This is a genomic window from Streptomyces sp. NPDC091376 (genome assembly GCF_044757085.1).
Taxonomy (GTDB): Bacteria; Actinomycetota; Actinomycetes; order Streptomycetales; family Streptomycetaceae; genus Streptomyces; species Streptomyces pratisoli.
The window spans coordinates 168,004-187,243 of sequence record NZ_JBIVUF010000011.1 but is presented as its reverse complement, the minus strand read 5'-3'; the positions used below and the strand labels follow the sequence as shown (position 1 = coordinate 187,243).

15 protein-coding genes are annotated in these 19,240 nt (G+C 71.9%); 9 read left to right on the top strand and 6 right to left on the bottom strand.

Going from position 1 to position 19,240, the window contains the following annotated elements; translation table 11 throughout:
- The first annotated feature begins 142 nt into the window (after positions 1-142).
- The 5 genes from ACIQMR_RS24045 (at position 143) to ACIQMR_RS24025 (ending at position 4,143) form a co-directional block, all read left to right on the top strand.
- Entirely contained in the window at positions 143-346 is a 204-nt protein-coding gene (locus tag ACIQMR_RS24045) for an antitoxin (protein WP_401390753.1), read from the top strand.
- Between the two features lie 53 nt (positions 347-399).
- A complete protein-coding gene (locus ACIQMR_RS24040; protein WP_266379348.1) occupies positions 400-840 on the top strand; it encodes a CBS domain-containing protein in 441 nt (146 codons plus the stop codon).
- A 132-nt stretch (positions 841-972) separates the two neighbouring features.
- A complete protein-coding gene (locus tag ACIQMR_RS24035) occupies positions 973-2,574 on the top strand; it encodes a DUF1254 domain-containing protein (protein WP_401390750.1) in 1,602 nt (533 codons plus the stop codon).
- A gap of 83 nt (positions 2,575-2,657) precedes the next feature.
- A complete protein-coding gene (locus ACIQMR_RS24030) occupies positions 2,658-3,098 on the top strand; it encodes an NUDIX hydrolase (protein WP_401390747.1) in 441 nt (146 codons plus the stop codon).
- 55 nt (positions 3,099-3,153) lie between these two features.
- On the top strand, positions 3,154-4,143 hold the full coding sequence (locus tag ACIQMR_RS24025; protein ID WP_401390745.1) for an aldo/keto reductase: 990 nt from the start codon (positions 3,154-3,156) through the stop codon (positions 4,141-4,143).
- Positions 4,144-4,411: 268 nt separating this feature from the next.
- Here ACIQMR_RS24025 and thpR read toward each other — a convergent pair whose 3' ends face one another.
- The 3 genes from thpR to ACIQMR_RS24010 form a co-directional block, all read right to left on the bottom strand.
- Positions 4,412-4,987 (bottom strand): RNA 2',3'-cyclic phosphodiesterase, encoded by a 576-nt coding sequence (gene thpR / locus ACIQMR_RS24020; protein ID WP_401390742.1) that lies wholly within the window; start codon positions 4,985-4,987, stop codon positions 4,412-4,414.
- 152 nt (positions 4,988-5,139) lie between these two features.
- Positions 5,140-6,528 (bottom strand): MFS transporter, encoded by a 1,389-nt coding sequence (locus tag ACIQMR_RS24015; protein ID WP_401390739.1) that lies wholly within the window; start codon positions 6,526-6,528, stop codon positions 5,140-5,142.
- A 25-nt stretch (positions 6,529-6,553) separates the two neighbouring features.
- Positions 6,554-6,991 carry a MarR family winged helix-turn-helix transcriptional regulator gene (locus tag ACIQMR_RS24010; RefSeq protein WP_266379362.1) on the bottom strand — a complete coding sequence of 146 codons (438 nt, stop codon included), beginning with the start codon at positions 6,989-6,991 and terminating at the stop codon, positions 6,554-6,556.
- Positions 6,992-7,122: 131 nt separating this feature from the next.
- Here ACIQMR_RS24010 and ACIQMR_RS24005 point away from each other — a divergent pair, with 131 nt between their 5' ends.
- A complete protein-coding gene (locus ACIQMR_RS24005) occupies positions 7,123-7,323 on the top strand; it encodes a ribbon-helix-helix protein, CopG family (protein WP_266379364.1) in 201 nt (66 codons plus the stop codon).
- A gap of 41 nt (positions 7,324-7,364) precedes the next feature.
- Here the strand turns inward: ACIQMR_RS24005 and ACIQMR_RS24000 are convergent, their stop codons facing one another.
- On the bottom strand, positions 7,365-8,831 hold the full coding sequence (locus ACIQMR_RS24000; protein WP_401390734.1) for an NCS2 family permease: 1,467 nt from the start codon (positions 8,829-8,831) through the stop codon (positions 7,365-7,367).
- 187 nt (positions 8,832-9,018) lie between these two features.
- Here ACIQMR_RS24000 and ACIQMR_RS23995 point away from each other — a divergent pair, with 187 nt between their 5' ends.
- The 3 genes from ACIQMR_RS23995 (at position 9,019) to ACIQMR_RS23985 (ending at position 14,524) form a co-directional block, all read left to right on the top strand.
- Complete coding sequence (locus ACIQMR_RS23995) at positions 9,019-9,279, top strand: DUF2530 domain-containing protein (protein ID WP_401390731.1); 261 nt, start codon at positions 9,019-9,021, stop codon at positions 9,277-9,279.
- A gap of 114 nt (positions 9,280-9,393) precedes the next feature.
- On the top strand, positions 9,394-11,847 hold the full coding sequence (locus ACIQMR_RS23990) for an HAD-IC family P-type ATPase (protein ID WP_401390728.1): 2,454 nt from the start codon (positions 9,394-9,396) through the stop codon (positions 11,845-11,847).
- Between the two features lie 166 nt (positions 11,848-12,013).
- Complete coding sequence (locus ACIQMR_RS23985; RefSeq protein ID WP_401390725.1) at positions 12,014-14,524, top strand: hypothetical protein; 2,511 nt, start codon at positions 12,014-12,016, stop codon at positions 14,522-14,524.
- A gap of 83 nt (positions 14,525-14,607) precedes the next feature.
- On the opposite strand, the gene ACIQMR_RS23980 is transcribed toward ACIQMR_RS23985, so the two are convergent.
- Together ACIQMR_RS23980 and ACIQMR_RS23975 are read right to left on the bottom strand one after the other, a co-directional pair.
- Positions 14,608-17,760 carry a sacsin N-terminal ATP-binding-like domain-containing protein gene (locus ACIQMR_RS23980; protein ID WP_401390722.1) on the bottom strand — a complete coding sequence of 1,051 codons (3,153 nt, stop codon included), beginning with the start codon at positions 17,758-17,760 and terminating at the stop codon, positions 14,608-14,610.
- Positions 17,761-18,307: 547 nt separating this feature from the next.
- Entirely contained in the window at positions 18,308-19,216 is a 909-nt protein-coding gene (locus ACIQMR_RS23975; protein ID WP_401390719.1) for a DUF3027 domain-containing protein, read from the bottom strand.
- Positions 19,217-19,240 lie beyond the last annotated feature (24 nt).

Below are 19,240 nucleotides of genomic sequence, written 5' to 3'. Positions count from 1 at the left end.
CACCGATCTGCCGGCCACGGATACCCCCCGGCGACCGAGCCGCCCGCCGTTCCGCCGTACGGGTGACACCCGCGCGGATGCGAACCGCGCGAGGTGAGGTGACCCTGGAGGGAGCGGGGGTACACGGCAAGGAGGACTGCCCATGTCCGTGATGGACAAGCTCAAGCAGATGCTGAAGGGCCACGAGGACCAGACCTCGAAGGGCATCGACAAGGGCGGAGACATGATCGACGACAGGACCCAGGGCAAGTACAAGGGCCAGGTCGACACCGCCCAGGACAAGCTGAAGGACCAGTTCGGCGGAGACCAGCCCGGTCCGGGCCAGAACCCGCCGCCGGCGTCCTGACGCAGGTCCTGTCGGAGCTCCCGACGGAAGTCCTGACGTAACGGAAGGCAACCATGACCGGGAACACCCAGCTCACCGCCCGCGACATCATGACCAGCGGAGTCCAGTGCGTCGGCGCGCACCAGTCGCTGCAGGACGCCGCGAAGATGATGCGCGATCTCAACGTCGGCGCTCTGCCGATCTGCGGCGACAACAACAGGCTCACCGGCCTGATCACCGACCGCGACATCGTCGTCCAGTGCTGCGCCGAAGGCGTCGACCCCGCGACGGTCCAGGCCGGCTCCCTCGCCGGAGAACTGCACTGGATCGACGCGAGCGCGGGCGCCGACCTCGCTCTGTCGACGATGGAGCAGCACCAGGTCAAGCGCCTGCCGGTGATCGACGTACAGCAGGGGCACCAGCTGGTCGGCATGATCACGGAGGCCAATCTCGCCAAGAACCTCACGGACGCACAGATCGCCGAGTTCGCGACCCGGGTGTACGCGAACGCCTAGTCGGCCGTCCGGAATGCCTCGATGCCGTGGGGATCCCCTGAGGGATCGATGCACCACGGCATCGTGGTGACGGGCGGGGCGCGCGGCCGCACGGAATGAACGACAGTTCCCGAGCAGGAGGGACATGCTGTCATGTCCGAAACTGCGCATGACCGTCCGCTGCGGCGGATGCAGGACGAAGTCGCCGGGGCCGCGGCCTCGATCGGCCGGGCCGCGACGGCGACGGGACGGGCCGCGGCGCATGCCGTACGCCATCCACAGGCGGTGATGGACCGGGTCCGGCATCTTCCGCAGGCGCTGCCCCTGGTGCGGCAGGCCGTGACGCCGATCCTGACCGGGCGCGTCGGGGACTGGCGCGGGGAGTACGCCTACACCCTGGGCGAGCAGGCGTTCGTCTACGGCTTCCCGTACATCTACAACGCCCGACTGCGATACCAGTGGGTCACTCAGCCGCGCGATCCGGCGGCGATGCCCTACGCCGCGGTCAACCACTTCTGGCACGCACAGCGCCTGTTGGACGCCTCGTACCGGGACGGTGGCTGCCCGAACAACGACACGCTGTACTCGACCGCCTGGGTGGACCTGACCGACGAGCCGGTCGTCCTCTCGCACCCGGACATGGGTGATCGCTACTTCTCCTTCGAGCTGATGGGCATCACCTCCGACAACTTCGACTACATCGGTCAGCGCACCACGGGATCCGGCGCCGGCCACTTCGCGATCGTCGGCCCGGAGTGGGGCGGAAAGCTCCCGGACGGCGTGCGGCGGATGGCGACCGCGCCGAGTCCGTGGATCCTGGTCCTCGGCAGGACACTCGTCGACGGTGTGGGCGACGTGGCCAACGTGCAGGCACTCCAGGCCGGTTACCGGCTCACTCCGCTCAGCTCCTTCGAGGGGGCGGGCAGGGCCGGCAGGCGCGGCAAGGGCGGCACGAGGACGGACCTGGCGGTTCTCCCGGCGCGCCGTGACGTGCTGGAGCCGGTCGACGTCGAGCAGGATCCGCTCGGACCGTGGAAGACGCTCAACGCCATGCTGGCGGAGAACCCACCGCCCGCCCACCACAAGATCCTGCTCAGGCAGTTCGCCAAGATCGGCATCGGCCCCGGTCTCGATGTCGAGGCCCAGCCGGCGGTGGTCAAGCAGAACCTCATCCGGGCCGCGGCCGTCGGCGTCCCGATGCTCGAGCAGCAGATGCTCGGCGGCGAGTGGGCGCAGGTGGTGAACGGCTGGCGGTATCCACCGGCCGAGATGGGCCGCTTCGGCGACGACTTCCTGAGGCGCGCCGCCGACCAGTCGCTGGCGGGTATCACCGCCAACGACCCCGACGAGGCGGTCTACCTGCTCAACTACGACGACGCGGACGGGAACAAGCTGTCGGACGGCCACTACGAGCTGCGCTTCGCCCCCGGCGCCCTGCCGCCCGTCGACGCCTTCTGGTCGCTGTCGGTCTACGACGAGGGCATGAACCTGATCCCCAACCTGGCCGACCGCTACTCGGTCGGGGACCGCACTCCCGGGCTCACCATGGACCCCGACGGCGGTCTCACCCTCCATCTGCAGCCCACCTCACCGGACGTGGGCCGCGAAGCGAACTGGCTGCCCACGCCGGACAGCGGCACCTGGTTCGTCATTCTGCGCATGTACCGCCCGCACCGCGAGGTGGTGGACGCGACGTGGGAGTGCCCGCCGCTCAACCGCGTGGGCGGAAGAGGCGAGTGGACCGAGGTGGAATGACGGAGGGACTCGGGGTGGAACGACTGAGCGTCCCGAGGTGGAATGAACGAGTGGCGCGAGGTGGCATGAATTAGCCTGCCGGGATGCGTACTCCCCGGCGGGCGGCCCGAGTTGCCGTGATCGATCCCGAAGGCGCCGTCTTCCTCTTCCGTTACGACAACCCGGAGGCGGGCGTCCACTGGGCCATGCCCGGCGGCGGGCTGGACGCCGGGGAGACTCCCCGCGAGGGCGCCCTGCGCGAGCTGCGCGAGGAGACCGGCTGGACGGACCTGGAGCCCGGGGAGCTGCTGTGCACCTGGGAGCACGACTTCACCCGCGCCGGCATCCAGGTGCACCAGCACGAGCACATCTACCTGTCCTACGGTCCCCGCCGCGAACCCCTGGACGGACTCGCCGCCGCACACGCCGACGACGGGATCCTGGGCTGGCGCTGGTGGACGCCGGAGGAACTCGCCGCGTCACCGGACGCGTTGTGGCCGCCCGACCTCGCGCAGCTGCTGGCCGGAGTGCGCACGGACCACTGAAGCCGGCCGGGCCGCTCTTGCCTGGAGTGGACTCGAAGCAGTTGGCTTGGGAGACATGAAGTACACGCAGCTCGGACGCACGGGCCTCAAGGTCAGCCGACTCGTCCTCGGCACGATGAACTTCGGTCCGCAGACTGACGAACCCACAAGCCACGCGATCATGGATGCCGCCCTCGACGCGGGTCTGAACTTCGTGGACACGGCCAATGTCTACGGGTGGGGTGAGAACAAGGGCCGCACCGAGGAGATCATCGGCACCTGGTTCGCCCAGGGCGGCGGACGCCGGGACAAGACCGTCCTGGCCACGAAGGTGTACGCGAACATGGCAGGCGACGGTGACCCGTGGCCCAACCACGACAAGCTCTCGGCGCTGAACATCCGGCGGGCCGTGGAGGCCAGCCTCAAGCGGCTGCAGACGGACCACATCGACGTCTACCAGTTCCACCACATCGACCGCAGCACCCCCTTCGAGGAGATCTGGCAGGCGGTCGACGTGCTGATCCAGCAGGGGAAGGTCCTGTACGCGGGCTCCTCGAACTTCCCCGGCTACAAGATCGCCCAGGCCAACGAGGTGGCGGCCCGGCGCGGGTCCGTCGGCCTGGTCAGCGAGCAGTGCCTGTACAACCTCGCCGAGCGGCGCGCCGAGATGGAGGTCATCCCGGCCGCCCAGGAGTACGGCCTCGGGGTGATCCCCTGGTCCCCGCTGCACGGCGGGCTCCTCGGCGGAGTGCTCAAGAAGGAGGTCGAGGGCGGGCGCCGGGCAGCCGGGCGGTCGGCGGACGCGCTGGCCAGCAGCTCGGTGCGCGCGCAGGTGCAGGCGTACGAGGACCTCCTCGACAAGCACGGGCTGGAACCCGGCGAGACGGCGCTCGCGTGGCTGCTGACCCGGCCCGGGGTCACCGGCCCGATCGTCGGACCGCGCACCGCCGAGCAGCTGGAGAGCGCGCTGCGCGCCTTGGAGCTGGAGCTGAGCGAGGACGTGCTGGCCGGCCTGGACGAGATCTTCCCCGGTCCCGGGCCGTCGCCCGAGGCCTTCGCCTGGTGATCGGCTGGGCGTGATCGGGTAAGCGTGATCGGTCAGGCGCGTACGAGGTACGGTCGCCGTCGCCCTTCGGCAGGGGCGGCGGCGACCGGTCGGCGCCCCGGGCACGGCCGCCCGGGGCGCTCAGCCTCCGAGCGCCGACGCCACCGCGACGATGGCGAACATCAGCACGAGCACACCGGCCATGATGCGGTTTCGGGTCTTCGGGTCCACCCGTCGAGCGTAACCGCCGGCTCCGGCTCTCCCGCCCGCGGGTCGCCCCCTCCTCCGCTCAGTCGGTCGCCGCCCGCCCGAGCGGCCAGCTCCCGACCTCCTCGTAGCGCGGCTGCGCACCGGCCGCGCCGCCGCCGGGGAGGTTGCTGCGGACCAGGAGCAGCCGGGACACGGTCCACGGGGCGCCCTCGAAGGAGTGCAGGGCGTCGACGTAGGGACGCAGATCCGTGTCGGCGCGGGTGCGGGCGACGGTCAGATGGGCGTGATAGCTGCGGTGCTCGTCCATGGAGACCCCGGCACGCCGGGCCGCCGCCTCCGCCCGCTCGGCCAGCAGGCGCATGGCGTCGAGCCCTCCGGCGGCGCCCACCCAGAGCGTCCGCCGGCCGAAGTGCCCGCCGCCGTGGAGTCGCAGCGGGAACTCCTCGCTGCGGTGCGCGGCCCGGCCGAGCCGTTCGTGCAGGTCGGGCAGCAGCTTCTCGTCGACCTCGCCCATGAAGGCGAGGGTGAAGTGCCACCCGGGCCGCCCGGTCCAGCGCAACCCGTCCGCGTCCGGCATCCGGTGCAGCCGGTCCACGGCGTGCCCCAGCTCGCGCAGGGCCTCCTCGGGCGGCATCACGGCGGCGAAGAGTCTCATGCCCCGAGTCTCGCAGCGTTCGCCGCCACCGGGCTCCGGCACGGCGAACACCGGACCGGTTCCGGCCGGCACCGGGGCGGGTGCCAGGCGGCGAATGTCAGGCCCCAGGTGTCAGGCCGCAGGTGTCAGGCCGCAGGTGTAGGCCGCAGGTGTCAGGCGGCGGCTGTCAGGCGCTCACGGGGGACGACCCGCAGGTGCGGGCGGCCGGGGCGCAGGTCCACCTTCACGCGGAGGCCGCCGACCCGCACCAGGATCAGTCCGATCGCCGCCGCGGCGACGATCGCGACGGCACCTCCCGCCGCGAAGCCGACACGAGCCCCGTACGTGTCCGTGAGCCAGCCGACGATCGGTGCGCCCAGCGGCGTACCGCCGACGAAGACCATCATGTAGAGGCTCATCACCCGGCCGCGCATCGCCGGATCCGTGGCCATCTGGACGGACGAGTTCGCCGTGACGTTCACCGTCAGGCCCATCATGCCGATCGGGACGAGCAGCGCCGCGAAGAGCCAGAAGGACGGCGAGAGCGCGGCCGTGATCTCCAGCGCGCCGAACAGCGCCGCCGCACCGACCAGCATCCGCAGCCGGGACGAGCCACGGCGGGCGGACAGCAGGGCGCCCGCGAGCGAGCCGACCGCCATCAGCGTGTTGAACATGCCGTACGTACCGGCGCCCGCGTGGAAGACCTTGTCGGCGAAGGCGGTCAGCCAGATCGGGAAGTTGAACGCGAACGTACCGATGAAGCCGACGAGCACGATCGGCCAGATCAGCTCGGGCCGCCCGGCGACGTACGTGAGCCCTTCCCGGAGCTGGCCCTTGCCGCGCGGCGCGCGCTCGGTCCTGTGCAGCTCGCTCGTGCGCATCAGCAGCAGTCCGGCGATGGGCGCGAGGAAGGACAGTCCGTTCAGCAGGAACGCCCAGCCGCTGCCGACGGCCGTGATCAGCACACCGGCGACGGCGGGGCCGATCAGTCGTGCTGACTGGAAGTTCGCGGAGTTCAGGCTGACGGCGTTGCGCAGGTGCCGGGGGCCGACCATCTCGGAGACGAAGGCCTGCCGGGTCGGGTTGTCGACGACCGTGACCATGCCGAGCAGGAACGCGATCAGGTAGACGTGCCAGACCTGGATCTGGCCGGAGAGCGTGAGGACGGCGAGCGCGAGCCCGCACATGCCGAGGGCGGCCTGGCTGAAAAGCAGCAGGCGCCGCTTGGGGTAGCGGTCGGCGATGACTCCGCCGTACAGACCGAACAGCAGCATGGGCAGGAACTGCAGGGCGGTGGTGATGCCGACGGCCGCGGAGGAGCCCGTGAGGGACAGGACGAGCCAGTCCTGGGTGATCCGGGCCATCCAGGTGCCCGTGTTGGAGACGATCGCTCCGGTGAAGAACAGACGGTAGTTGCGGACCTTGAGCGAGGAGAACGTCGCCTTGCTCCCGGAGGCCGCGCCGCTCGTCCTGTCGTGGTCGGGGTTGTTGCCGTTGTCGTGCTTGTTGCCGTTGTCGTCGTCAGGTGCGGGTGCGGAGTCTGCTCCGGGTCCCGAACTCAAAAGGGTCGCCTCCTCGGCCGGTCGGTTACAGGTGCGCGAGCTTCTCCAGCACGGGGGCGGCTGCGCGCAGCTTGGCCCAGTCGTCCTCGTCCAGACCCTCGGCGAGGGACGCCAGCCATGCGTTCCGCTTGCGGCGGCTCTCTTCGAGCATGACCTCAGCCTGCTCGGTCTGGCTGACCACCTTCTGCCGGCGGTCGTCGGGATGCGGCTCCAGCCGGACCAGACCCTTGGCCTCCAGCAGGGCCACGATGCGGGTCATCGACGGCGGCTGGACGTGCTCCTTGCGGGCCAGCTCACCGGGGGTGGCGGAGCCGCATCGGGCGAGGGTGCCGAGCACCGACATCTCGGTGGGGCTCAGCGATTCGTCGACGCGCTGGTGCTTCAGGCGTCGGCCCAGCCGCATGACGGCCGAGCGCAGTGCGTTCACGGCGGCGACGTCGTCGCCGTGGGACAGGTCAGGCATGTCTTTAGGGTAACTCATTACTCAGTCTAATTACCACCGGGTTACGGCCGACACGGACGGCTCACCCATATGAGTGAGACGGGCCGGGAAAGTGACGCACCGATCGGTTCCGGCCAGCGACCCTGGCCGACATGGCATCGACAGCATCAGGCGCATCGACAGTGCTCAGCCTGCGCATAGACGGCGAGCTGCTCGACCGGCTCCGGCAGCATGCCGCCAAACGCGGAATGAGCGTCCAGGACTATGTGGTCCGGACGCTCATTCGCGACGACTTCGACGAGCGCTTCAAGGCGGCCGTCGACGAGACGGAGAAGTTCTACGGGCTGACGTGAGCCCGGTGGCCCGCCGCCTCAGGTGAGGCCGAGCGACGGCATCACGTGAGGCCGAGCGCCGGCATCAGGTAGTAGAAGACGAAGACCGCCGACACGACGTACATCGCCACGGGCACCTCGCGGCCGCGCCCCGCCGCCAGGCGCAGAGCGCTGAAGGCGATGAAGGCGATACCGATGCCGTTCGTGATCGAGTACGTGAACGGCATCATCACCATCGCCAGGAACGCAGGAACGGCGATCGTGAAGTCGCTCCAGTCGATGTCCCTGACCGACCCGGCCAGGATCAGGAAGCCGACCGCCAGCAGTGCGGGCGTCGCGGCCTGGGACGGCACCATCGTGGCGAGCGGCGTCAGGAACAGCGCCACCGCGAAGAGCCCGCCCGTGACGACGGAGGCGAGGCCGGTACGGGCCCCCTCGCCGACGCCCGCCGTGGACTCCACGAAGCAGGTGTTGGCGGAGGCCGAGGCGGCACCACCGGCGGCGACGGCGACACCGTCGACGATCAGCACCTTGTTGATGCCGGGGAAGTTGCCCTTGTCGTCCATCAGCTTCGCCTCGTCGCCGACACCGAGGATCGTGCCCATCGCGTCGAAGAAGCAGGACAGCAGCACGGTGAAGACGAACAGCGCGCCGGCGAGCACACCGACCTTCTCGAAGCCGCCGAAGAGACTCACCTGGCCCACCAGACCGAAGTCGGGCGTCGCCAGCGGGTTGCCCGGCCACTGCGGGACGGTCAGGCCCCATGCCTGGCCGGGAAGGTTCGCGACCAGCTGGATGACGACGGCCACGACCGTCATCACGACGATCGAGATCAGGATCGCGCCGGGCACCTTGCGGACGATCAGCGCGAGGGTGAGCAGCGTGCCGAGGACGAAGACCAGGACCGGCCAGCCGGAGAGATGGCCGGTGAGGCCGAGCTGGAGCGGGACGGTGGTGTGGGCGGCGTCCGGGATGCGGGAGACGAAGCCGGAGTCGACGAGGCCGATCAGCATGATGAAGAGGCCGATACCGATGGCGATGCCCTTGCGCAGGCCGAGCGGTACGGCGTTCATGACGCGTTCGCGCAGGCCCGTCGCGACGAGCAGCATCACGACGAAGCCGGCGAGGACCACCATGCCCATCGCGTCCGGCCAGCTCATCCGCGGGGCGAGCTGGAGGGCGACGACGGTGTTCACGCCGAGTCCGGCCGCCAGGGCGATCGGGACGTTGCCGATGACACCCATGAGCAGGGTCGAGAAGGCGGCGGTGAGCACGGTCGCGGTGACCAGCTGGCCGCCGTCGAGCTGGTGCCCGTACATGTCCTTCGCGCTGCCGAGGATGATCGGGTTCAGCACGATGATGTACGCCATCGCGAAGAAGGTGGCGAAGCCGCCGCGGATCTCCCGGGCGAGCGTGGAGCCGCGCCGGGAGATCTTGAAGTAGTGGTCGAGCCGTTCGAGGGCGCGGGGACCGGAGTCCGGCTGCTGCGGCTTCTGGGCGTCCGCAGGAGCGGCGGCCGTGGGGGGCATGCGAGACCTCGTCGGAGTGGTTCGGGGTGATTTGTCCCCGGCTTCTTGGACGTTCATACGACGGAAACCGGACGGACGCAAACCGCTTCAGTATGAACGTATGAGCGGAAGATCGGTATCTCCGCGCGTAGACGCCTGTGACGGAGGGGGCGCGGGAGGCGTGTGGGCCCCCGCCTACACTGACCGCATGGCGAAGTGGACCCCCAAGCACGAGGCACCCGAGCCCCTGGAGGGGCCGGTCGTCGGCACGATCGTCGGCGGCACGATCCTCTGGTTCGTCCTCTTCCTGGTCCAGATCCCCTTCTACGCCTGGTTCACCGAGCGCGGGCTGGGCTGGTGGGTGTGGACGTGCCTGGCCGGTGCGGGTCTGGGTCTGCTGGGCATCTGGTACGTCCGTCGGCGGGACGCGGCGATCAAGCGCGCGCAGGCGGAACCCGGCGCGGAGTAGCCGGAGCAGCCGGGCAGCCGGGCGGCCGCCCGAGAAGGTTCCGACCCGGAGGTGTCCCCGAAGTTCACCCGGCTCGGGGGGTGGACGACCCGCGTCCGCCGTACCGTCGAAGTCATGACTCAGCGGTCGGAGATGGGCAGCGACGGACCCGAGCACCGCGGCGGGGCGACCATCGACGCGGGCGCGGAGCTCGATCCCGTACATCCCGTGGCGCCGCCCGTACGGCACCGGCCCGCAGGGCTCAGCGCCGCTGAGGTCGCCGAGCGGATCGCGCGGGGCGAGGTCAACGACGTACCCCTGCGCAGCAGCCGGTCGACCGTCGACATCGTCCGGGGCAACGTCTTCACCCGCTTCAACGCGATCATCGGCGTGCTGTGGGTGATCATGTTCTTCGTCGCGCCGTTCCAGGACACCCTGTTCGGCTTCGTGATCCTCGCGAACACCGGCATCGGCATCATCCAGGAACTCCGCGCCAAGAAGACGCTCGACGGACTCGCCGTCATCGGCGAGGCGAAACCCACCGTCCGGCGCGACGGGGCCTCCGGTGAGGTCTCGACGTCCGAGATCGTGCTGGGTGATCTCATCGAGCTCGGGCCGGGCGACAAGGTCGTCGTCGACGGCGAGGTCGCCGAGGCGGACAGCCTGGAGGTCGACGAGTCGCTGCTGACCGGTGAGGCCGACCCGGTGGTGAAGAAGCGCGGCGACAGGATGATGTCCGGCAGCTTCGTCGTCGCGGGCGGCGGTGCGTTCACGGCCACCAAGGTCGGCCGGGAGGCGTACGCGGCGCAGCTCGCCGAGGAGGCCTCCCGTTTCACGCTCGTCCACTCCGAGCTGCGCTCCGGCATCTCCACGATCCTCAAGTACGTGACGTGGATGATGATCCCGACCGCTCTCGGCCTGATCATCAGCCAGCTGGTGGTGAAGGGCGACAATTTCAAGGACTCGGTCGCCCGCACCGTCGGCGGCATCGTGCCGATGATCCCCGAGGGCCTCGTCCTGCTCACCTCCGTCGCCTTCGCGATCGGTGTCATCCGGCTCGGCCGCCAGCAGTGCCTCGTCCAGGAGCTGCCGGCGATCGAGGGCCTCGCCCGCGTCGACGTCGTCTGTCTCGACAAGACCGGCACGCTCACCGAGGGCGGCATGGACGTCACCGAGCTGCGCATGGTCAACGGCAGCGACGAGTCGTACGTACGCAAGGTGCTCGGCGCGCTCGGCGAGTCCGACCCCCGGCCGAACGCCTCACTGCAGGCGATCATCGAGGCCTACCCGGACAGCGAGGAGTGGCGCTGCACCGAGTCGCTGCCGTTCTCGTCGGCCCGCAAGTACAGCGGCGCCGCCTTCAGCGAGGGCGACGGGCAGAGCTCGACCTGGCTGCTCGGCGCGCCGGACGTCCTGCTGTCGCCCGGTGACACCGCCCTCGGCGAGGTCGACCGCCTCAACGAGCAGGGGCTGCGGGTGCTGCTGCTCGCCCGGGCCGCGACCGAGCTCGACGCCCCCGACGTGGCCGCGGGTGCCCGCCCCGCCGCTCTGGTCGTCCTGGAGCAGCGGCTGCGCCCGGACGCCTCGGACACCCTGCGCTACTTCGAGGAGCAGGACGTCGCGGCGAAGGTCATCTCGGGCGACAACGCGGTGTCGGTGAGCGCGGTGGCCGGGAAACTGGGCCTGCCCGGCGCGGCGGACACCGTGGACGCCCGCAAGCTCCCCACGGAGCGGGAGGCGATGGCCGCGGAGCTGGACGCCAACGCGGTGTTCGGCAGGGTCAGCCCGCAGCAGAAGCGGGACATGGTCGGCGCGCTCCAGTCACGTGGCCACACGGTCGCGATGACGGGCGACGGCGTCAACGACGTGCTCGCCCTCAAGGACGCCGACATCGGTGTCTCCATGGGCTCGGGCTCCGAGGCCACCAAGGCCGTCGCCCAGATCGTGCTGCTCAACAACAGCTTCGCCACCCTGCCGTCGGTGGTGGGCGAAGGCCGCCGGGTCATCGGCAACATCACGCGCGTCGCGACGCTGTTCCTGACGAAGACGGTCTACTCGGTGCTGCTGGCGGTCCTGGTCGTCTGCGCGCAGGTCGAGTACCCGTTCCTGCCGCGTCATCTGACCCTGCTGTCGACTCTGACCATCGGTATCCCGGCCTTCTTCCTGGCGCTCGCCCCCAACAAGGAGCGCGCCAAGCCCCACTTCGTACGCCGTGTCATGCGGTACGCGATCCCCGGCGGGATCGTCGCGTCGGCGGCCACCTTCCTGACGTACATGCTGGCCCGCTCCCACTACAGCGGCCCCGGCGCCCTGGCCGCCGAGACCAGCGCGGCGACGCTGACCCTCTTCCTCGTCGCCATGTGGGTCCTCGCGATCGTCGCCCGGCCCTACACGTGGTGGCGGGTCGGGCTGGTCGCGGCGATGGGTCTGGCCTTCCTCGTGGTGCTGGTCGTGCCGTGGCTGCAGGACTTCTTCGCGCTGAAGCTGGTGGGTACGACGATGCCGTGGGCGGCGGTCGCGATCGCCGCGGTGGCGGCGGTGGTGCTGGAGTTCGCGTGGCGGTGGGTGGACCGCAAGTTCCCCGCATGAATCCCCTGTTCGTGGGGAACGGGTGAAGGTTTACTCTTCACCGAAACAGCGATCGCTGTGACCCGCGGCGCGGCCGGCGCCGGGGGTGGGGAGGGGAGTTCCACACAGCATGCGGCACAACTGGACAGGGCGAAGAGCCACAGGGGGGATGCTGGCGGCAGCGCTCATGGCTGCCGCCGTCCTCCTGGCACCGGGCGAGAGCCTGGCAGCGGACGGTGCGGCGACCACGCCGGCGGCCGAAGCGCCGACGGCACAGGGCACTCAGGGCACTCAGGGCACTCAGGGGGCGACGCTCGCGACCGGCGAGCGTGTCGAACTGGTCGAGGGCAAGGACGCCGGAACACCCGGCTTCCGCGTCGTACCGCAGCGGGCCGGCGAGCAGTCCGGACGGTACGCGTTCAGCAGGGTGGACGGCGGGCTACAGGTGCGGCCCGTCGGCCTGAAGAAGCCGGTACGGGCCACCACCGTCACCACGGGAGCGGCGCCGAAGGCCGCCCCGGCACGATCCGCACGGGCGGCCGCCGCCGCGTACTCCGTGCGCATCCAGCTCGCGGGAACCGACCACTTCGGGCCCATCATCCACGTCTGGGACCGTAAGACGTGGACGTACCACGACGTCGCCGAGGAGCAGTGGGACTCCTTCGGAACGGTGTCGCTGCCGCCGGGCGACTACGTCACGATCGGCATGTTCAGCAACTGGCGGCAGCCGACCCACCTGCTCACCAAGACCTTCACCGTGAAGGACCGCGGCCTGACGGTGTCGCTCGACGCGAGCACCGCCAAGGAGACGGGCATCACCACCGACGACCCCACCGCCCGGCGGTCGAACTCCGCCGTGTGGATCCGGGTCCCGAACGGGGGCATCGCCGGCTTCATGGGCGGCTGGGGCGAGAAGGTGTACGTGACGCCGATCTCGCTGCCCGGCGTCTCCCTGCGGGTGCACGACGTGCTGACGAAGGACGGCACTTCGGACAACAACCCGAGCCCGTACCGGTACGACCTCTTCCACAGCTTCGACGGCACCGTGCCGGCGAACCCCACGCGCGTCGTGCGCACGGCCGACCTGGCGAAGACGGTCACCACGGTGCGCTCGCAGGGCAGGGACGCCCTCGGCTACCTCTCCACCGCCCCGGACACGGGCCAGCCCGAAGACGGCGTCTACGTGGGCTCCCCGATCCGGGTGCCGGCCACCGTCACCGAATACGTGACCCCGGACCGCCCGTTCTCGCGGCTGGTGCAGACCGGCTCGCACATGATGTTCCCCGCGCCCCGCACCCTGGCGAAGGGAACTCACGCCGGGGAGACGCTCGGCCTCGCGCCGTTCGCGAGCAGGGGGGACGAGCTGGCCTCGGTCCGCCGCCTGGGCTCCAGGTTCCAGTTCTACGATCCCCGCGCCTTCAGCGACGGGGCGGGCAACCAGGGCTCGGACCACAACTCGGCCACCCAGGACATGGTGCTGAGCGCGAACGGCACCCTCCTCGCCGAGGTGAAGGGCCTGGGCTACCCGAAGGTCTGGCAGGCGACCACCACCGCTCCCAACCAGCGGACGGGCTACCGGCTGGTGCAGACGATCCACCGCACCGCCAACTACGCACGGCTGAGCCACCGCCAGACCACCGAGTGGACGTTCTTCTCCCAGGGGGCCCAGTCGCGCTGGGAGGACGTGCCCATGGTGGACGCCGCCCTGCGCGTCGACGGCCTCGACGCGCGCAACACCGCGGGCGCCTCGCCCGTCACCGTGACGGCGACCGCCGACTCACGACTCGTCTCGGCGACGGCGACGGTCACCGGCCTGGAGTACTCGGCCGACGACGGCGCGACATGGACGGCGCTGCCCGTGCCCGGCACCGGCGACACGGCCTCGGCCGAACTCACCGTGCCGCAGGACGCCCGGTTCGTCTCCCTCCGGGTGACCGCGAAGGACACCGAGGGCTCGACGGTCCGGCGCACGGTGGAGCGAGCCTTCGCCGGCCCCGTCCCCACCGCCGACGAGACCGTCGGCGCCGTCACCGTCACCGACGTGTCGGTCAACGGCGGACGGGTCATCGCTCCCCCGGTGGGCGACTACGCCGAGTACCCGGCGCGGTTCACCGTCTCCGACCCGTCGGGCGTCGCGGACACCTTCCTGTACCTGTACCGCGGCTCGTACACCCGGCCGGACGGTGTCATCACCGCGTGGAAGCCGCAGTGCAGCCCGGTGAACGCGACCACCTCCACCTGCGAGACGACGATCACGATCGACGCCCGCCGGAGCCTCGGCCGCAACGACCTGTCCGGTGAGTGGAAGGTCGCGATCGGGGCCCGCTCCCTCGACGGCATCGGCTTCACCGACCGCGGCGACGCCGGCACCGCGCTCGTCCTGCGCCAGAGCCGCGTCACGATGACCGCACCGGCCCAGGCCACCAAGGGCAAGCTGTTCGCCGTCCAGGGCATCGCCGGCCTCGTCGACTGGTCGACCGGCCGCTGGAACGCCCTGAAGGGCCAGCCGGTGCAGCTCGAGTACCGCAAGCCGGGCGTCTCGGCCTGGACCGTGGCCGCGAAGGTGACCGCCGACGCGTCGGGCATCGTCAAGGCCACCCCCAAGGCCGAGTTCGACGCCAACTGGCGGTGGCTGATGCCGCGCACCGGCGAGATCGGGGCCGCGGCCTCACCGGTCTTCTTCGTCGACGTGCGTTAGGCCGTGCGGAGAGGGGCGCCGGTCTTCGCGACCGGCGCCCCTCTTCGTATGCGTGGCCCGGCTCAATCCCCGTGGGCCGTGCCTCAGTCGAACCAGCGGTCCCGCGCCAGTTCCTCCGTACGGGACGGGTCCTCCAGCAGCGCCGCGACCTCGAAGCGCCGTGGCCACTGGCCCGCCGCCCAGGCGAGTCCGGCGGCGACGCCTTCGACCGTGGCGGCGTGGATGACTCCGTCGGGGGTGCGGCGCCAGTCGAGTTCGACGCCTCCGGCGAGGAGTTCCTCGTGCTCGACGTACGAGGCCGGGGTCGCCGGGCCCAGCAGTGCGTGCACCGAGGAGGGCACGTCGTGCTCCTCACCGACCGTCGTCACCTCCGCCTGGACCGCCTCGCTCAGCCGCCCGACCTGGAGCAGGTCGGCCAGGTCCGCCGCCCGGTCGGGGGAGACCGGCAGCAGCGGACGGTCCGCGGTCAGCGGGAGCAGGTCGGGGGCGTCCGCGACGAGCGCGTCCGGGGCGTCCACGACCCGCACCTCGCCGTCGACGACCGCGCGCAGTTCGTCCGGGAGCGTCACCTGCTCCGGGTCCAGGTCGGCCAGCGCCGTGTAGAGGGCGTGCAGCTGGGACGCGGTGACCGGGCGCTCCGGGTCGGCGAGCCGGCCCAGCAGCTCGGCCGCGCCGCCGGGCTCGTCGAGGAGCGCGGCGACGGAGGTCCGTACGCCGAGCGCGTGGAGCACCTGCTCGTCCTCGAAGCCGGTCGCGTCGGCCGAGTCGTACAGGCCGACCAGCAGCGGATCCCCGCCGGAGGCCCGCAGACCCGCCGGGCGGCGGCCGCCCAGCACGGGGTGGTCGCGCAGCCACCACGCCGTGTAGGGGCGGACGGTGTCGGTCGTGCCGTCGGGCAGCAGCACCCGTACGGTCTGGGTGAGGGCGTCCCGCAGCGGCGGCCGCGCCAGCAGCGCGAGTGCCTGCGGCCACGCCTCGTCGTCGACGAGGTCCAGATCGCGTACGGCGACGATCTCCGTCGCCACCGGCGGCACCGGGGTGTCCGGCAGCCGGTCGAGGACGTCCTCGCACCACACGTCGACCGCGTCCAGCAGCCCGGCGTCGTCGGGTTCGGCGAAGTCCCCGTCGCGGGGATCCAGTTCGTCGGGGTCGAGGACGACGTCGGTGGCGCGGACGAGGGCGAAGTTCGCCAGCACGCCGCAGGCGGCCAGCGGCTGCTCGCCCCAGCGTTCGGCCAGTTCGGCGTCGACGAGGGCGAGCTCACCCTCACGCATGACCGCCGCGAAGGGGCTGCCGGGCAGCACGAGTTCGCCGGCGGGTGCGGGCTCGCCGTCCTCGTCGGGCAGCGCGAGCGCGCCCAGCCACGGCTCGTCGCCCGGCTCCAGACCCGCGTCACGGACCAGGGCGAGGACGATCTCCGCCAGCTCCTCGCTGTCGGGCGCGTCCTCCTCCCACAGCATCTCGCCGTCCTCCATCGACGCGGCGACGGCGGCCCGCACCTGCGGGGTCGTCAGCACCGCGCGGGGGGTCGCGGGCAGCGCGCCCAGCTTCTCCAGCAGCGGGTGGGCGGCGTCCGGGTGGGCGACCTTCAGCCCGAACCGGGCGAGCCCGTCCGGGGTTTCCGGGGTCGGCAGCAGCACCTGGCGCGGGCCGATGGTGGTACGCGCCGCGCCGCGGCGGGGCCGGAGCTCCTCGTCGTCCTCCGCGGCAGGCGCCTCGGCGGCCTCGGCGCCCCTGCCCGCGAGCGGGACCGGCAGGCCGGACAGCCGCTCGGGGTCCACGCCCGCGAGGCTGTCGTACAGCCGCCACCACCACGACGGGTCGCGCTCGATGCCGGCGAGCCGGTCGATGGCCTCGGTCAGCGGAACCCGTGCGACACCGAGCGTCCGCAGCTCCACCCGGCGCTCCAGCCCCGCGGGCAGCAGCGTCGGCAGCACGTCCGCGAGGACGCGTACGGTCTCGGCGCCGGCGCCCTCGACGACCTCGGCCTCCAGGGGCCGCAGCGCCACCAGGTCCTCCGAGGGGGCGGCCGGGGCGAGGAACGCGATGCGCGGCAGCAGCTCCAGGATCGCCGCGCGCAGCGCGCCGTCCAGTTCGCCCTTTCCGAGCGGCCCCGGAACCAGGTCGATGGTGCCGGTGCTGACCGGCTGCCAGTCGCGGAGCAGTTCGGCGTACGCGTCGGCCGCGCGCCGCACCAGGAAGTCGGTGAGCGGGCCGGGCGCGGGGTGGCGGCGGGCGGTGTCCAGCGGCAGCGACGCGATCAGCAGCGCGGGCACGCCGAGGGGTTCGTCCGTCGGGGTGGGCGCGTGGACGACGGGCGCGGTCGCCGGGTACACGGGCAGGCCCTCGGTGTCGACGGGCACGGCCCAGGTCACGGTCCAGTGCGGCCGCAGCCGCTCCTCGACCGGGCGGTCGGCGAGCAGCGCGGGCTCGACGGGCCCGTGGTGGGTGACGGTGCGCCAGCGGCTCAGGCCACGGGCGGTGTCGTCGATGTGGACGTGGTCGCCGTGCTGCGAGCGGCGCAGGGTCCGTACCCCGTCCGGGGTCTCCACGACGATCTCGCCGATGCCCGGCAGGGTCAGCAGCAGGGCGTCGTCGATGCCGGCGAGCAGCCGCTCGACCAGGTCCTGGGCGGTGCCGTCGCGCAGCGGCAGGATCACCACGGTGTCGTAGCCGTCGGGTGCGGTGCCCTCGGCGGGCAGCGGCAGCCGCAGCAGCGGTACGTGGCCGTCGCGGCGGCGCAGCTCGTCGCCGAGGCCGGGGCCGGCCTGCGCCGCTTGCTCGGCGAGTCCGCGTGCCTCGGCCAGCGACCACCGGACGCCGCCGTGCCGGCCGACCACGGCGGGCTCGTCGCTCACGGCGAGCACCGCGGCGAATCCGACGCCGAACCGGCCGACGGCACCCTCGTCGTGATCGCGCTTGGCCGAGGCCCGCAGCGTCGACAGCGACTCGACGCCGGCGGCGTCGAGCGGGGCGCCGGTGTTGGCGGCGACGAGCGTGCCCTGCTGGAGGGTGAGGCGCAGTCGGCCGGGGACACCGGCGCGCGCGGCGGCGTCGGCGGCGTTCTGGGCGAGCTCGACGATCACGCGGTCGCGGTAGCCGCCGAGGGCGAGGTCCTCCTCGGCGTTGGCGTCCTCCCGGAAGCGGGCGGGGCTGGCGCCCCAGGCGTCGAGCACTCCACGCCGCAGCCGCGCCGTCCCGAACGGGTCGGCCCCCTCGGTCGTCCTGACGCTCACGCCTGTCTCCGCTCTGAAGTCCCTGTTACCGGTGTACCGCTGAACCGCGGTCCGCGCCGCCCGCCGCCGCCCCGGCGAGCGCCGCGCGCGGTCGCTCACCGTGCGGCCCGAAGGTACCGCGTACGGCGGCGGTGGCTGCTCCCCGCCTCCCCCGCCCGGGCCGGAAAAAAGCCTTCCGGCATCGACGTGCGGCCGCTCGCCCCCCGGGACCCGGCGGCAGGCGCCCCGTGGGCGGCACCAGGGGCCCGGATCTCGCTGACCGCGCGTTCCCGGCGGGCGTCGAGCGGCTGCGCGGCTCCCTGGCTCCCTGGCTCCCTGTCCCACGAAGGAAGACGGGCGTACGAAAGCCCGCGTCCGTCCGAAGCGGGCGTACGAAACCGGCGTACGAGGCGGGCGTACGAAACCGGCGTACGAGGCGGGCGTACGAAAGCCCGCGTCCGAAGCGGGCGCACGAAGCCGGCATACGAAGCCGACGTCCGAGGCCGGCGGACCAAGCGGGCCTACGAAAGCGGGCCCGCACCCCCAGGGGCGCGGGCCCTGCCGCCTGCTACGAGTGTCCGAGGTCGTCCGACGACGCCGCGTCCACATGGTCCGGGACCGAGCCGCTGTCCGGCGCGGGCCGGAGCGGGAACTCGTCCGGCCGCATCGAGTCGAGCACCGGCGGCGCCGGCCGGGGCGGCTTCGGCATGACCGCCGCCTCCGAGTGTCCTCCGCAGCCGTACGCCAGCGACACCACGTTCCCGTCCGCGGGCGAGAACTCGTTCGCGCACACCCCGAAGGCCTGCTTCAGCGAGCCCGCGAGCGGCACCAGGAACCCGCACGTCACGCACGAGGCGGGCGCCGCCTGCGCCATCGGGGTCTTCGCCCCGTACGACTCCTCCCAGCGGTCCGCCGCGACATGCAGCCCGTACCGGGACAGGACCCGCGCCCTGCGCATCCCCAGTTCGTCCGCCAGCGACGCGATCGCGCCCCGCGACGGCGCGCGCGTCACGATCTCCGCGTCCTCCGCGTCGACGCGGTCGGCCATCTCCTCCGACACCGCGGAGTCCGGCGGCGGGGCGTCCTCGCCCGTGTAGCCGGGCTCCAGACGCAGGTCCTCCGCCTCCGTGGGCAGCAGATCGCCGGGGCCCATATCGCCCGGACGCAGCCGCTCGCTCCACGGCACCCACTCCGGCGCCAGCAGCGCGTCGGGGCCCGGCAGCAGCACGGTCTCGTCGACGGTGATCACCTTCGCGCGGGATGCGCGAGCGACGGTGACGGCCCAGCGCCAGCCCCGGTAGCCGGCCTCCTGGCACTCGAAGAAGTGGGTGACGACCCGGTCGCCCTCGGACACGAGCGAGACATGCTCGCCCACCACCCCCGGCGCCGCCGCCTCTTCGGCGGCCGCGCGCGCGAGGTCTACCGCCTCGGCGCACTGACGGTCGGGGGTACGGCTTCGCGTCGTCGCAGCACTCACAGGTCTCGCTTCTCTCCTACGCCG

Coding starts and splice junctions, on each gene's coding strand:
- ACIQMR_RS24030 (WP_401390747.1), top strand. CDS start 2,658: ATGCGTACTCCCCGGCGGGCGGCCCGAGTTGCCGTGATCGATCCCGAA.
- ACIQMR_RS23990 (WP_401390728.1), top strand. CDS start 9,394: ATGACTCAGCGGTCGGAGATGGGCAGCGACGGACCCGAGCACCGCGGC.
- ACIQMR_RS24010 (WP_266379362.1), bottom strand. CDS start 6,991: ATGCCTGACCTGTCCCACGGCGACGACGTCGCCGCCGTGAACGCACTG.
- ACIQMR_RS24040 (WP_266379348.1), top strand. CDS start 400: ATGACCGGGAACACCCAGCTCACCGCCCGCGACATCATGACCAGCGGA.
- thpR (WP_401390742.1), bottom strand. CDS start 4,987: ATGAGACTCTTCGCCGCCGTGATGCCGCCCGAGGAGGCCCTGCGCGAG.
- ACIQMR_RS24000 (WP_401390734.1), bottom strand. CDS start 8,831: ATGCCCCCCACGGCCGCCGCTCCTGCGGACGCCCAGAAGCCGCAGCAG.
- ACIQMR_RS24025 (WP_401390745.1), top strand. CDS start 3,154: ATGAAGTACACGCAGCTCGGACGCACGGGCCTCAAGGTCAGCCGACTC.
- ACIQMR_RS24045 (WP_401390753.1), top strand. CDS start 143: ATGTCCGTGATGGACAAGCTCAAGCAGATGCTGAAGGGCCACGAGGAC.
- ACIQMR_RS23995 (WP_401390731.1), top strand. CDS start 9,019: ATGGCGAAGTGGACCCCCAAGCACGAGGCACCCGAGCCCCTGGAGGGG.
- ACIQMR_RS24035 (WP_401390750.1), top strand. CDS start 973: ATGTCCGAAACTGCGCATGACCGTCCGCTGCGGCGGATGCAGGACGAA.
- ACIQMR_RS23985 (WP_401390725.1), top strand. CDS start 12,014: ATGGCTGCCGCCGTCCTCCTGGCACCGGGCGAGAGCCTGGCAGCGGAC.
- ACIQMR_RS24005 (WP_266379364.1), top strand. CDS start 7,123: ATGGCATCGACAGCATCAGGCGCATCGACAGTGCTCAGCCTGCGCATA.